We start from the raw sequence: 15264 nt of genomic DNA, 5'->3' as shown, positions 1-15264 counted from the left end.
TAAGTTGCCAATACCTATTGAGTAAAAGGAGAAGTAGCCAGTGAAAAAATCAAACTTTGAATTCTTAAAAGGTGTGAACGATATTCTTTATCGCATAGCGTTTGCTGCGGAAAAGAATTTTCCTGACGATCCTAATACCACATTAGTAAAACTGCGTATGTTTGGAGAAGCCTCAGCCAAGCACATTGCTAAACTTCTTGATTTAGAACTCCCCCCTACGCAAGTTGACCTTATCAGAGAGCTTGCAAAAATATCGTGGGTTGATGACTCTATAATCAACATATTCCACATGCTGCGTAAAGTTGGTAACCAAGCGGTTCACGACTACCACAACGATTTAGACGATGCCGAAATGGCACTGCGTTTAACATTTCGTTTAAGTATTTGGTATTACCGACTAATTAAAAAAGACGTTGATTTTGCAGCGCCTATTTTTGTACTACCAGACGGCCAACAAGAAAACGAATACCAACACCAAGTAACAGAGCTAAAAGCAGCGCTACAACAAGCATTAAATAGTAACGCACAAACCGATAGTGAACTTGCTCAAAACAAAAATCAACTTACCGCGCTAAGTGGTTATATTGCTATTTTAGAAGGCAAGCAGCAAGAAACCGAGCAACAAACACAAGACCGAGTAAACGCGCTTGAAGCACAGTTACAAGCCAAAGAAGCAGAGCTTGCACAAAAAACACAAGCAGAGCGCAAAGCATACAAACAAGAGATCACTCAACGTGCAGCCGCGCGCCGCTTAGATTTATCAGAAAAAGAAACGCGCTTTCTTATCGATCAGCAATTGCGTGATGCAGGCTGGGCTGCCGACACGCCTGTGTTAAATTATGCAAATGGTACGCGCCCCCAAATAGGCAAAAACCTAGCTATAGCAGAATGGCCAACTGATACCGACGAAACAGGTAAAACAGGCTTTGCCGACTATGTATTGTTTGTAGGTTTACAACCAGTAGGGGTTGTTGAAGCTAAAAAAATAAATACCGACGTATGCGGCAAATTAGCCGAGGCAGAGCGTTATAGCATTTACTTTAATCTTGATCATTTAAACGCAGAAATCCAAGCGCGAGCTGCAAACGATGCAGAGCATCAAAAAGTAGCAGAGCAGCTACAAACTCAAAACAGCTACCAAATTACGTGGAAAGAATCCAAAGAGCCAAACGCACGCAGCTATAAAATACCATTTGTATTTTCTACAAACGGGCGAGAGTACCGCCGCCAGTTATTAAGTAAAAGCGGTATTTGGTATCGTGATGTTCGTAAAGTGAGTAACCAAGCTAAAGCATTACCGGCGTGGCATACACCAGGCGAACTAAAAGCTAAGCTCGATGGCAACATAGATGCCGCGCAACAATGGCTCGAAACTAACGAACCAACAGGCTTAGGCCTTCGTTATTTTCAAAAAGAAGCCATAACAGCCACCGAGCAAGCCATTAAAAAAGGTCAGCAAAATATATTACTTGCTATGGCAACAGGTACAGGTAAAACCCGTACCGCTATCGCGCTTATGTATAGGCTAATACAATCACGCCGATTTAATCGTATTTTGTTTTTGGTCGATAGGCGCTCACTGGGAGAGCAAGCATTAAACTCGTTTGATGACACACGCATAAACGATGTGCCTTTTAACACCATATTTAATATAAAAGGCCTGACCGATAAGTTCCCGTCAGACGCAACTAAAATACATGTATCAACTATTCAATCGCTAGTTAAGCGTACGCTACAAAGCGATGAATTTATGCCAGTAGAACGCTACGACTGCATAATAGTAGATGAAGCACACCGTGGTTATATTCTTGATAAAGAACAAACCGATGGCGAAATGGAATTTAGAAACCAGCTCGACTACGTATCAACGTACCGTAGAATACTTGACCATTTTGATGCAGTAAAAATAGGGCTTACTGCAACACCCGCATTACACACAACCGATATTTTTGGTTTACCTGTTTACCGTTACAGCTACCGCAAAGCGGTGATAGACGGGTACTTAATAGACCAAGCACCCCCTATAAAAATAATTACCAAATTAAACCAAAATGGTATTTATATCGATAAAGGTGCAGAAGTAACACGCTTAACTACGCAGGGGGAGCTAATTCAAGATACCCTTGAAGACGAGCGCGACTTTGAAGTAGCCAGCTTTAACCGCGATATTATTGCATCAAACTTTAATAAAATAGTTGCCGAATCACTATCAACTAAGCTCGACCCAACAGGTAAGCAAAAAACACTCATATTTTGTGTAAACAACACCCATGCCGATAACATGGTGATTGAGCTGCGTGAGGCTTTTAAAAAGCATTACCCAAACCTTGAGCACGACGCCATTATTAAAATAACCGGCGAAAGCGATAAAGATCCTAAAAAAATACAAAGTATGATCACCCGCTACAACAAAGAGCGATTACCCAATATTGTGGTAACGGTAGACCTACTCACTACAGGGATAGACGTACCGAGCATTTGTAACCTCGTGTTTTTACGTAAAGTAAAAAGCCGTATTTTGTACGAGCAAATGAAAGGGCGCGCCACACGTTTATGCCCAGAGGTTGGCAAAGTTAACTTTACTATTTACGATGCCGTCGACTTATACGACTCGCTCGAATCGGTAGATACAATGCGCCCAGTCGTTGTGCGTCCAAACGTTGAGTTAAACACCTTAGTAAATGAAATAACCGACTCACAAACTTATAAAACATTAGAAGCCGATGGCCGCTCGTTTGCACATCATAGCCACGAGCAACTGGTGGCTAAAGTACAGCGTATTGTCGGTCATGGTGTATTTAATCAAGACAAGTCAGCCCAAATAGACCAATCAATAAAACGCCTAGATACCGTATTGGCCGGTGCTGCTGGTTGCGACTTTGCAAGCCTTGCTCAAACCCTCAAAACCAAAGGGCCAGAGCAAAGCGCCGAAATTTTTACACAACTTCCAAAGCTGGTCGAAAACCTAGAGCACCTTAAAAAGCAAATAAACGAGCTACGCCACGAGCCTATTTTTACCGACATAGAAGACGAGCTAATAGAATTTAAAGAAGGCTATGGCGATTACGACAACGCCGAAGACTTTTTAGACGCGTTCGACAAACTCGTAGAGCAAAGCGAAAACAGTCAAGCTGCGCTACAAACCGTTATCACCAAACCTAAAGACTTAACCCGTAAAGCATTAATAGAGCTGCAAGAGTGGTTTGATGCGCAATCGTTTGACGAGTCAACACTTAGGGTTGCATGGAAAAAAACCACCAACCAAGATATTGCTGCACGGTTAATAGGGCATATTCGCCGCGCAGCATTGGGTGATGCTTTACTACCGTTTGATGAGCGTGTAAATAACGCACTCACTAAAATAAAGCAGCAAAAACCGTGGAGCAACGAGCAATTACAATGGTTAGAGCGCTTAGCCAATAGCTTAAAAGAGCAAGTAGCCATTGACGACGACACCTTTAAAACCGGTAATTACCGCCGCCGAGGTGGTAAGCGCAAGCTCGATGCTATTTTTAATAACGAGCTTAACCAAGTGCTAGAACAATTTAATAACTATATGTGGGAGCAACCTGCTTAATTAATGCAGGTTTACCTTAACCCTTATATTACAATACCAAACACTGTGAAGCGTTGGCCTTAAGGCTAACCCAAAAATTAAGAGACACTATGAACAACAATGATTTAGTAGCCAAACTTTGGAAAATGTGTGACACCCTGCGCGATGGCGGTGTGTCTTATCAAAACTATGTAAACGAGCTGGCCACATTGCTGTTTTTAAAAATGACCGAGCAAACAGGCACCGAAACCGACCTACTACCACAAGGTATGCGTTGGAACGACCTAAAAGGCAAAATAGGGCTCGACCAACTGCAATTTTACCGCAACATGCTGGTACAGCTAGGTAACGACGACCACGCTATTGTGCGTGCCATATTCCAAAACGTAAACACCACTATTACCAATGCAGGGCAGCTTACAGAGCTTGTAACCACAATGGACAGCCTAGATTGGTACGAAAGCGGCGACGGTGAAAACATAGTTAAAACCCGTGACGACTTTGGCGACATGTACGAAGGCTTATTACAAAAAAATGCTAACGAAACTAAATCAGGCGCCGGCCAGTACTTTACGCCAAGGCCACTAATAGAAACAATGGTGCGTTTACTAAAGCCGCAACCACGCGAAATTATTCAAGATCCCGCAGCAGGTACCGCTGGCTTTTTAATCGAAGCCGACAAATACATTAAAAGCCAAACCAACGATTTAGACGACCTAGACGACGACACTCAAGAATTCCAAATGAAACGTGCCTTTGTTGGGCTTGAGCTAGTACCCGAAACCCGCCGCCTTGCATTAATGAACTGCTTGTTACACGACATTGAAGGCAATGACGAGTTAGGCGGTGCAATTCGCCTTGGTAACAGCTTAGGTAACGATGGCGAAAACCTACCTAAAGCCAATGTAATACTCACAAACCCACCGTTTGGTTCGGCAAGCAGCACTAATATTACCCGTACTTTTGTATACCCAACATCAAACAAACAGCTGTGTTTTATGCAGCACATATACAATAGCCTTGAGCCAGGTGGTCGTGCTGCCGTGGTAATACCCGATAACGTATTATTTGAAGGCGGCAGAGGGGCTGAAATACGCACTGATTTAATGCACAAATGTAACCTACACACAATTTTACGCCTGCCTACCGGTATATTTTACGCCGCAGGTGTTAAAACTAACGTGTTGTTTTTCCAAAAAGGTACGGTTGATAACCCACATCAAGATAAAGACTGCACAACCAACACCTGGGTTTACGACTTACGTACCAACATGCAAACCTTTGGTAAGCGCAGCCCATTTACTCACAAATACCTCGAAAGCTTTGAAGCGGTTTACGGCGATGATGTTAACGGTCAAGCAGAGCGTGAAGAAGGCGTTTACAACATTTTAGGTTGTACTACACCTATCAATGATGAAGATATTAAAAACACTGACAGCCCTGAGCTAATAGAAAACGCTCGTTGGCGCAAATTCTCACGCGAGTTTATTAAAGCTAAAAACGATAGCTTAGATATAACCTGGCTTAAAGATAACTCAGTAACCGATGCTGCAAACTTGCCTGAGCCCGATGTACTAGCGACAGAAGCGATGACAGAGCTTACCGAAGCCTTGCGTGAAATGAATCAACTGATGATAGATCTTGGCGCAATTGATCAAGCAGAAGGGCAGGTCGCGCTATTAGCAGAAGAATTTGGGTTAGAGAAAAAAGTCATTGAGGGGTGTGAATAATGACTCAGCTAGGAGAAATAAAATTGCCTAAGGGGTGGGTATTAACCGCTGTTCAAGAATTTTGTGAAAAAATTACAGATGGCTCACATAACCCCCCAAAGGCTAAAGAGTCTGGTGTACCAATGCTAAGTGCCAAAAATATATCTAAAGGAAAGATAAGCTTTGATGGGGGACGTCTTATAGCTAAAGAGGACTTCGATATAGAGCATAAACGTACGCGAGTATCGATAGGGGATGTACTTTTAACAACAGTAGCTACATTAGGAAGGACGGCTGTAGTTGATAAAGCTAGTGGAAAGTTTGCCTTACAGCGAAGTGTTTCTGTATTAGGCTCTGAACAGGTCGATTCAGTTTTTCTCAAGTATTCATTAGATAACCCTGAAGTTCAGTCATTCATAAGCATGAATGCAAGAGGTAATGCTCAAAAAGGTTTTTACATAAATCAATTGAAAGAGCTTCAAGTTAAATTAGCCCCTATTGAAGAACAAAAGCGCATTGTTGAAAAGCTTGATAGCGTATTGGCGCAGGTCGATACCATACAACAACGCCTAAACAACTTACCGGATATCATCAAACGCTTTCGCCAATCCGTCCTCGCCGCCGCCGTCTCCGGAAAACTTACAGAACAATGGCGTGGATGCAAAGATTATAAAACCGAATTAGGCACTACCGTTCCGATTAAATGGGATGTAAAGACTGCTACTGAAGTCTGTGAAAAAGTTCAAAGTGGATCTACTCCTAGAGATAACCCATTCGATCAAGGTGGAAAAGTTCCATTTCTAAAAGTCTACAATATCGTTAATCAAAAAATAGACTTTGATTATAGACCGCAATTTGTTACTGAAAAAGTTCACGCAGAAAAGCTTAAGCGCTCAGTTGCTTTACCTGGTGATGTCTTGATGAATATAGTCGGTCCTCCTTTAGGTAAAGTTGCGATATTGGATGATCAATACCCAGAGTGGAACTTAAACCAAGCTATTACTTTATTTAGAGCAGACAATACAAAATTGAATAAACAGTATTTATATTTTGTTCTGTGTGAGGGTGACCTTGTTCGTAAAGTTATGCCAAGTACGAAAGGTTCGGTTGGGCAGGTAAACATTTCTCTCACTCAATGTAGAGAATCAACTATTCCACTACCTATATTGGAAGAACAAACCGAAATCGTCCGTCTTGTAGAACAATACTTCGCCTTAGCCGATACCTTAGAAAAGAATCTCGCGAATGCCAAACAGCGAGTTGATAACCTAACGCAATCGATATTAGCCAAAGCCTTTCGCGGTGAACTTGTACCACAAGACCCAAGCGACGAACCCGCCGACAAGTTATTAGCGCGCATAAAAGCAGCCCGACTTGAAGCCGAAAAGCTAGAAAAAGCCGCTAAAAAAGCAGCAAAAACCAGTAAGAAGTAACACGCTATTTGCAGGTCGGCATTGTTGCCAGTGTGGTTGAAATTTGACCGCAAAAAATTATGAAAACAAGGAAGTTGCAGTGTTAAATAAAGTGAAATTATTTTTAGCTAAAGATAGCAAAGTTAATAGAGCAATAGATACAAAGTGTTCACTTGAGCTAATTGAAATAAGAAAAGGGATGCAGCCTACAGTAATAATTATTAATGGCTTTTTATCTAAAAATACCAATGAAGTTGATGACTGGTTAGAAGTTGTTGATGAACTTTACCCAGATAATAGAGTTGTTCATGCAAAGTGGGATGCAGGAAATTTATTAGATGTTATTTCCGATAAAGGTTTACTAGAAACAACATCGCCAAATTTACTCTCACAAAACGGGGTCGCTGCTCTTATGGCGAGTGCAGTTGCCATTGGTGTAAATAAAGCAGCTGGGCACTGGAAAAATGCTTTTCATGAAACACGTGCTGTAGGTGTTGAGCTATCTGCCGCAATTGAAAATACCACTCAATTGCACGGTTGTATTCTGATGGGCCACTCTCTAGGCGCCAGAGTTATTCATCATACAATGGCCGAGCTTCCCCCCCCTTTAGTGTCAACGGCCTACTTTCTTGCCGGTGCGGTTTCATCGGAGCTAGAAGTATGGGATCTCATCTTTGAAAAACATACTCGAACCAAGTTTATAAACTGCATGAGTCAAACTGATAGCACGCTAAAATATGGTTATAGCGCAGGTTGCTTGTTTGATCACCAGCCCATTGGTTTAAGCCCATTAGGCAACAGTACGGACTTAAATGTGATAAATATCGATGCATCAAAGCACGCAAAAGGGCATCAAGATTTTAAAAATAAGAGGATGGGTCAGTTAATAAAAGGTGAACTAACACCATACTCAGAGTAGTTACCCTTAAGGGTGATTGTATAATTTAAACTAACGATAATAAGATTAATATCTGAAGTTTTTAATGGATTGATACGCTTTAATATATAAGGCGTAGTTATAAAAATAAAATAGGGAGTTATTGTGATTTCTAAAGAAAAACCGGAATTAATATATGTAGAGCTGCAAAGTGTAATTAAGGATTTGATTAACACCATTGAAGCAACAGAAGTCGAAACTACAGATAAGGAAATAGCCACATTTAGCCGTAATTTACTTAATGAGTTGGATGCTAATATAGCGGGCGAGTTAGATAAGCTAAAAGCTAACTCCGAGTGGGATACGTTTACAGTTGCATTTTATGGAGAAACAAATGCAGGTAAATCGACTATTATTGAAACGCTACGTATTTTATTAGCAGAACCTCAAAAAGTTTCCTCACAAAATAAGTTTAAAGAACTTGTTACCTTATTAAATATCGATAGCGCGTCATTTGAAAAAACTAACCAAGAAATAGCCGAGCTTAAAGATAATAAAGTTGTACTTGAGCAAAGCTTGAACAGCGTTAAAGACAAAAGTAATGAACAGCTCAGCAGCCTTAAAAACGAGCTAGCTACGCTTAATAAAGCGATAGAGTCTAAGCTTGCATCATTTAATATTTTTCAAAAAATCTGGCACTTTTTTAGTAAACTTCCTGAAGAAGCACAACTAGTTACGAAACAGGAGCAGCTTGAAAGTACAAAATTAATACTTGATGAGAACGTTGCCCAAGCAGAGAACGAAGTGTCTGAAAATGACGAACGTTACAATGCTGCATGTTTGAAACTAGAGCTTATGGAAGGCGACCTTGAGAAGTTAGCGCCTTATGCTGACGGTGCCATTATTGGTGATGGCCGCTCAGATTATACTTTAGATAGCCAATCTTACTCAATGCAAGGTGATGAAAGTACGTTTACGGTTTTAGATGTCCCTGGTATTGAAGGTAAAGAAGAAAAAGTAGGGAAAAGTATTTGGAGCGCAGTACACAAAGCGCATGCTGTTTTTTATGTAACGTCTAAAGCGGCTGCACCTCAAACGGGTGATGATAAAAACAAAGGCACCTTAGAGAAAATAAAAGAGCACTTAGGCGACCAGACCGAAGTTTATAGTATTTACAATAAGCGTATTACTAACCCTTTGCAGCTGCAAAAAAGTCAACTTGTTAGCGAAAGCGAGTTAGCTAGTTTAGCTGAGCTTGACACTAAAATGACGGAGCAATTGGGCGAAAACTATCAAGGTACTAAAAGTGTATGTGGTTTAGTGGGTTACCTTGCTGCTGCAAACTGCTTAGTCGCTGGATCAGCAGATGATAAACGTAAAGAAAAGTTTTTGAAGGATAATAACGAACAGTATTTATTGGATTACTGCGGTTTTACTGGCTTAAAACAGTTTTTAGTTAGCGATTTAATAAAAGACTATAAAGTTAAAATTATTAAAGCCAACTTCAACAAAGCAAATCAGGTTTTAAGGGGAGCAAGTGGCAGTATTACGGCTTTACGTGATGAAAAATTTGAACCATTACACACTAAATTAAAGGAAGAAATAGGTTCTGCTTCAGAACAATTAGATATTGCTTTAAGTAGCTTAAAAAGTAGGTTACTAACTTCAGTTGGTACGAGTGTTAATATCTTTAAATCATCAGTGCGTGATTCGGTTTATAAGGAGATTGATAATGATATAAGTAATAATGACTTTAAATACGAGCTAAAAAGTGCGATTAGTCGAGCACAAAGCCAGTTTGATGAAAACCTACCTGAAGATATAAATAGCCACCTTAGTGAGTTTGCTGAAGAGGTTAATGGCATTGTGATACGCTTTCAAAAACATACCAATGAATTGTTTAGTACTTTTTCATCTTTAGAAACGAAGGGCTTTGATATTAATTTTAATTTATCTGCAGAGATAGACAATGGCGTAAATGTAGTTGGAATAATAAGCTCAATAGTTGGCGGGGTTTTACTTGCTATATCAGGTGCGGGTATAGCTGCAATTGCACTTGGGGCTGTGGGGCTGGTTTTTTCTGTTTTTAAATCAGCTCGTAGTTTAATTGGTTCAAGCTATAGAATGTCACAGCAAAAAAAATCTGCGAATAAAAATATCGACGATATTGCTAAGGAACTTCATAGCACTGCAAACACAAATATAGCTAATGCTCTCAAAGAGCTTGAAGAGAAGATTGATACTATAAAGCTCTCTTTAAAGACCCCAATTGAACACACCGCATTAATTAATAAGATACTTTCAATTTCCATTGAAAAGCTTCACAAAACATCAAGACAGTTAGACAAGGAACTATAATGGAAGCAACATTAAAAACGTTTAATACTCAAAAAGAGAGCACACTTAATATATTAAACCAGTTACATAATTTTTTGCTTCAGGGTGAAGGATTGGGTATCAATATTGACTCATCTTTAGTTAATAAATTAGATACTGCTATTAAGTCGCTCTCTGATGATAATTTGAAAATTGCTTTAATAGGTGGCTTTTCAGAAGGTAAAACATCAATTGCTGCAGCATGGATGGAACGCTTAGACCAATCCACAATGAATATTAGCCAGCAAGAGTCGTCTGATGCAGTGTCGGTTTATAGTGTTAGTAATGGTCTTCAGTTAATTGATACTCCAGGGCTTTTTGGTTTTAAAGAAAAAATAAATGCAGACAGCTCTGCAATAGAAAAATACAAAGACATTACTAAAAAATACGTGAGCGAAGCGCATTTAGTTTTATATGTGATGAATTCGACTAACCCTATTAAAGATAGCCATCAAGAAGACTTAAAGTGGTTATTTAGAACGCTAAATATACTACCAAGAACAGTATTTGTATTAAGCCGCTTTGATGAAGTGGCCGATGTTGAAGATATAAATGAATACAATGAAAATTTACATGTAAAAAAAGGAAATGTAGTTAACCGCTTAAAGGATTTAATAAACCTTGAGCAAGATGAAGCTGATGGTTTATCTATTGTTGCTGTTGCTGCTAATCCTTTTGATATGGGGACCGAGTATTGGCTTGATAATCTTGAAAAGTTTAAACAGCTATCTCACATTGAGTCGCTGCAAGCCGCGACAAATGAAAAAGTAGCCAGTAATGGTGGTGTCGAAAGCATTGTTGTTGAAGCTAAAAATAGCATTGTGAGAGATGTGCTAAACGAAGAGTTACCGCTGGCCATTGAAAACGACAAAAAGCTCGGGCAAGAGGTTGAAAAAATGCTTGATGTTGTAGATACGATGAAAGCAAAGTTAACTAAAACACAAGGTTTGATTTCGGATTCACGTGTAGGGTTGCGTGATTTTGTAACAAGTTATTTTGCAGATTTGATTTTACAAGTTCAAGGCACTGACTTAGAAACATTTAATGACTTCTTTCAACGAGAGGTCGGAGATGACGGCGTTGTTATTTCGTCAAGGTTACAAAGTGAATTTGATCGCTATTTACGCTCTGCAAATTTAGAAGTGAAAAGTATGGCGTCAAGCTTTACGCAGGAGGTAAATCATTTTAATGATGCGGTGCTAGGGTACGGTAAGCAAGGCGTGGGTTTACTTGTAAAAAGTAATGTAATTAACAACACGTCTGTTATTGCAGCAAGAGACGGAATTAAGAGCCTTGCTGGCTTCGTCGGTATGGATTTATCTAATTTACTTAAGTTTAAACCTTGGGGAGCTGTAAAAGCGGCTAATGCTATGAATGGTGTGCTAGCTGCCGCGGGCATTGCATTTGAAGCATGGGATAGTTACAAACAGCGAGAAAGAGAAAAAAAATTCCAAGCCGGAGTTGAAGAGATGGTTATGAACTTTAATAATCAACGAAAAGAGCTTTTAGAGCTAGTAAATGGTGATGAGTTTGTTTCAAAGTTTTTCCAGTCATTTATTGAACTTGAAAAAGGCGTAGCTGAGCTTGAAAATAACTTAGCTGGGCGTACCGAGCAGCGTGATAACTTCCATAAATGGCGCATGACTGGTGAAAAAATTAAGCAAGAATTTGAAACGTTATAATTAATCGTCTGAGAGCACCTTGTAGAATGTAAATTATAAAAATAGCGATGTATTACATGCATCGCTATTTATTTGCAAAGGTGTTTTTTTGTACAACTCACGCAAAATAAAAGGATAAAAAATGGAATTTGAAGAGTTTTTAATTACTTATATGGATGAAAGAAATACGGTGTTTTTAGAATCTCGAAGCAGTAAGCAACAAAGACTGTTTACTGAGGTTTATAGTTTAATTCGTCAGTATTTCCCACAGTGTGATTGCTATACAACGCATAATACCAAAGAAAAAAAACGTTATTTTAGGTTTGGTGTAAAAGATTTAAGTTTAAAACAAGGTATACCTCGTATTACGGTAAGTTTTTTTTCCGATGCTGTAAGAGTATCTCTTAATAGTAAGTTTTTTAAAGAAAAAAAAAGGATAGAGCTAACTTCAATAGAAAAACTTTCCCCATTTTTAGACAATATAAAAGAGCAATTAAATAGTGAAATGAATGGGGGTCAAAGAAATCCCATAGATTACTCTCAAGATGAAGAAACTACAGAACAAGATACTACTGAACAGTTCATTATAAATGATAGCAGTGAATTTGAGATATCTGCATCCCCTCTAAATCAAATATTATATGGTCCACCAGGAACAGGTAAAACCTATCACACCGTTCAAGCTGCTGTTAAAGCTGCAGAACCTTCTAAATATGCAGAAATTAAAATTGATGAGAATTTAGGTGCTACAGAGCTTCAAAGATCACAATTAACTGAGCTATATAAACAACTATGTGATGAAGGTAGAGTTCGATTTGTAACATTTCACCAAAGCTACGGGTATGAAGAGTTTGTTGAGGGAGTTAAAGCAAGGGAAACTGAGTCTGGTGATTTAACTTATGTTACAGAAAGTGGCATATTCAAGTCACTAAGTGATAAAGCTTCGGAGCCTTTTGTAAGTGAAGACAGTGAAATTAACCGTGATGGGCGAGTTTGGAAGTTGTCAATTGAAGGGACTCACGAAAATCCAGCCAAATCACACTGCTTAAAAAATAATATAGGGGCGATTGGCTGGAAGCACACTGGAGACTTAGCTGGCGGTAATAGAAATGATTACTATAAATCACAAGGTAAAAACAATCAAAATTCATTACGTTATTTTTCACAAGAGGCAAAACCTGGTGACCTTGTTTTATGCATCAACAGCAACTCGTCTGTTGAAGCAATTGGTGTAATTACAGGAGAGTATTTATATAACCCTAAGGGATTACCAACAAGAGATGATTTTTGCCATCAGCTTCCTATTAAATGGTTAGCTAAAGACTTTTCTGTTGATTTTAAAGTGCTAAACGATAACAAACAATTTAATTTACCTACATTTTACCCATTAAGTAGATTAAATGTTTCTAATACTATTAGTCATTTACTAGAAAATGATGTTGAGGTTTCTACAACTAAAATACAAACTAACCCTTCCAATTACGTTCTTATTATTGATGAGATTAACAGAGGTAATATTTCAAAAATATTTGGTGAGTTAATTACATTAATCGAACCATCTAAACGCTCAGGAAATAATAAAGAAGCGTTGTTTGCTACATTACCATATTCAGGATCACGGTTTAGTGTTCCTGATAACCTTTATATTATTGGTACTATGAATACGGCTGATAGGTCGTTAGCGATGATGGATACTGCATTGCGACGTCGTTTTGATTTTATAGAAATGATGCCTGACTGCCGTGTCTTAAATGATAAAAGCGATATGCCATATTGCATAGGTATTGACGGTGTTAAGTTGAATCTATCTAAGCTGCTTTTAACAATGAATGAACGAATTGAAGTACTTTATGATCGTGAGCATACCTTAGGACATGCGTTCTTTATGCCAGTACTAGATGCATTGAATAGCGGTGAGGAAAATAGTGACGTTAAAGCTTTTTGTGAGCTTCAGCGTATATTTAAAAATAAAATTATCCCATTATTAGAAGAATACTTTTTTGAAGATTGGAACAAAATACGTTTAGTTCTGGGGGATAACCGCAAAAAGACCGATGCGCAGAGCCAGTTTGTATTTATTCAACAGCATACTGCTTCATACAATGATATTTTCGGTGAAGAACATGGTTTAGAAACCTACGACGATAAAAAGACTACCTACAAACTAACTGACTTTAATGACGAAAGTGGAGCATGGCACCAGGCATTGGCTTATCAAGCCATTTATGATGCGTCGGTATTAAAAAAACAAGACAAATCGGCTAATTCAGATAAAGAACCTAATTTGGCTGAGCAGACCGTTACAGGTATAGAGTCTGAAACGAGCAATTCATAATGCTAGCAGTAAAAAAGCAAACTACTGTTTTTGAGTTTGGGTATTTGGGTAATGGTGATGATAAAAGTGACAAAGTACAAGCATCGCCCCAGATAAAACCTATTTCTGGAGAAGCATATAATTATTTAAAAAAATTATGTTTATGTGATGAATCAGAAAGCCGATTTATGCGCTTAAAGCAAGTTGATAATTGTGAAGTATTGCAAGTTAAAAACTATGCCGGTGTGATTTTTACACCCGATGGAAGCCAAATAGAAGTATTGCCTAAAGTAGCTAAAAATAGTGATGACAGTGCCTCGCGCGTGTCATTACTAATGATGCTAAAATCACTTAAGCAGTTTAGGCACTTACAAACTAATAATGCTAATTTAGCTGAAAATAAAATACCTTTACTAGAGGTTTTTATTAGCCAGTTTTTAGCCTCTGTAAATACCTTAATAAAGCGCGGGCTTAAAAGTGACTATGTACTAAAAGAAGATAACGTTGCCTTTTTAAAAGGTAAGCTTTTGGTAGGTAAGCAAGTTAAGCATAACTTTATTAATAAACATAAGTTTTATGTTGAGTACGAAGAGTATTTACAAGACAGGCCGGTTAATCGATTAATACACACCGCACTTGTAAAGGTGAAAGGCTATAGCCGCAGTGCTAATAACCAAAAACTACTGCAAGAGCTGTTATTTGCTTTTGCAGACATACCACTAAGTAATAATGTAAAAAATGACTTTGCCAGCGTTAAGCTAGATAGAGGAATGAAGTATTACGAAGCCCCACTGGCGTGGACAAAGCTAATTATTGATGGGTTTTCTCCGTTAACTTTGCAGGGCAAGAGCAATGCATTTTCGTTGTTGTTTCCTATGGAAGCGGTGTTTGAAAGTTATGTAGCTCAGTATTTAAAAAAGCATATTATAGGTTTGGGTGAGGTATCTGCCCAGGTGAGCAGTAAGTCTTTAGTTGATTATGGTAATAAGCCATATTTTTTATTAAAACCGGATTTATATATCTCACGCAAAAGTGATATTGATAAAAATAATGACATTGTGCTTGATACAAAATGGAAATTAATAAACGAGAAAAACTCTAAACGAAAAGACAAGTTTGGGCTTTCTCAAGATGATTTTTATCAGATGCTTGGCTATGGTCATACTTACTTAAATGGTAAAGGAGATTTAGTTCTTATTTACCCTAAAACAAAAGCGCTTGAAAACCCGTTTGAGCATAGTTTTAATTACAAAGACGGAAAATTGAAGCTGTGGGTTGTGCCTTTTGATATACAAGCTAAGTGTGAAAAAAGAATAGATTTGAGCTGTTTAAATATCGGTTTTATTTAATATTAACGTT

General features: G+C 38.5%; 8 protein-coding genes. All 8 read left to right on the top strand.

Translation table 11 applies throughout. The annotated features are described in order from the left end of the window. The first annotated feature begins 40 nt into the window (after nt 1-40). The 8 genes from hsdR to H5126_RS16565 all read left to right on the top strand — a co-directional run bounded on the left by hsdR (nt 41) and on the right by H5126_RS16565 (nt 15254). Entirely contained in the window at nt 41-3577 is a 3537-nt protein-coding gene (gene hsdR / locus H5126_RS16600; protein ID WP_182720626.1) for a type I restriction-modification system endonuclease, read from the top strand. 89 nt (nt 3578-3666) lie between these two features. Then, nucleotides 3667-5286 carry an N-6 DNA methylase gene (locus H5126_RS16595; protein WP_182720625.1) on the top strand — a complete coding sequence of 540 codons (1620 nt, stop codon included), beginning with the start codon at nt 3667-3669 and terminating at the stop codon, nt 5284-5286. After that, entirely contained in the window at nt 5286-6698 is a 1413-nt protein-coding gene (locus H5126_RS16590; RefSeq protein WP_182720624.1) for a restriction endonuclease subunit S, read from the top strand. Before H5126_RS16595 ends, H5126_RS16590 begins: the two co-directional genes overlap by 1 nt. Nucleotides 6699-6777: 79 nt before the next feature. Further along, entirely contained in the window at nt 6778-7596 is an 819-nt protein-coding gene (locus H5126_RS16585) for a DUF726 domain-containing protein (protein ID WP_182720623.1), read from the top strand. A gap of 123 nt (nt 7597-7719) precedes the next feature. Continuing rightward, nucleotides 7720-9912: a hypothetical protein gene (locus H5126_RS16580; protein ID WP_182720622.1), complete on the top strand. Its 2193-nt coding sequence runs from the start codon at nt 7720-7722 to the stop codon at nt 9910-9912. Then, nucleotides 9912-11612, top strand: coding sequence for a LeoA/HP0731 family dynamin-like GTPase (locus H5126_RS16575; protein ID WP_182720621.1), 1701 nt, complete (start codon nt 9912-9914; stop codon nt 11610-11612). Before H5126_RS16580 ends, H5126_RS16575 begins: the two co-directional genes overlap by 1 nt. Nucleotides 11613-11733: 121 nt before the next feature. Continuing rightward, a complete protein-coding gene (locus H5126_RS16570) occupies nt 11734-13926 on the top strand; it encodes an AAA family ATPase (protein ID WP_182720620.1) in 2193 nt (730 codons plus the stop codon). After that, a complete protein-coding gene (locus tag H5126_RS16565) occupies nt 13926-15254 on the top strand; it encodes an McrC family protein (protein WP_182720619.1) in 1329 nt (442 codons plus the stop codon). Before H5126_RS16570 ends, H5126_RS16565 begins: the two co-directional genes overlap by 1 nt. Nucleotides 15255-15264 lie beyond the last annotated feature (10 nt).

Source organism: Pseudoalteromonas sp. SG45-3 (genome assembly GCF_014164075.1).
GTDB lineage: Bacteria > Pseudomonadota > Gammaproteobacteria > Enterobacterales > Alteromonadaceae > Pseudoalteromonas > Pseudoalteromonas distincta.
Note: the sequence above shows the minus strand (reverse complement) of the source record. Positions and strands in the feature narration are given on the sequence as shown.

Coding starts and splice junctions, on each gene's coding strand:
- H5126_RS16565 (WP_182720619.1), top strand. CDS start 13,926: ATGCTAGCAGTAAAAAAGCAAACTACTGTTTTTGAGTTTGGGTATTTG.
- H5126_RS16575 (WP_182720621.1), top strand. CDS start 9,912: ATGGAAGCAACATTAAAAACGTTTAATACTCAAAAAGAGAGCACACTT.
- H5126_RS16595 (WP_182720625.1), top strand. CDS start 3,667: ATGAACAACAATGATTTAGTAGCCAAACTTTGGAAAATGTGTGACACC.
- H5126_RS16570 (WP_182720620.1), top strand. CDS start 11,734: ATGGAATTTGAAGAGTTTTTAATTACTTATATGGATGAAAGAAATACG.
- H5126_RS16590 (WP_182720624.1), top strand. CDS start 5,286: ATGACTCAGCTAGGAGAAATAAAATTGCCTAAGGGGTGGGTATTAACC.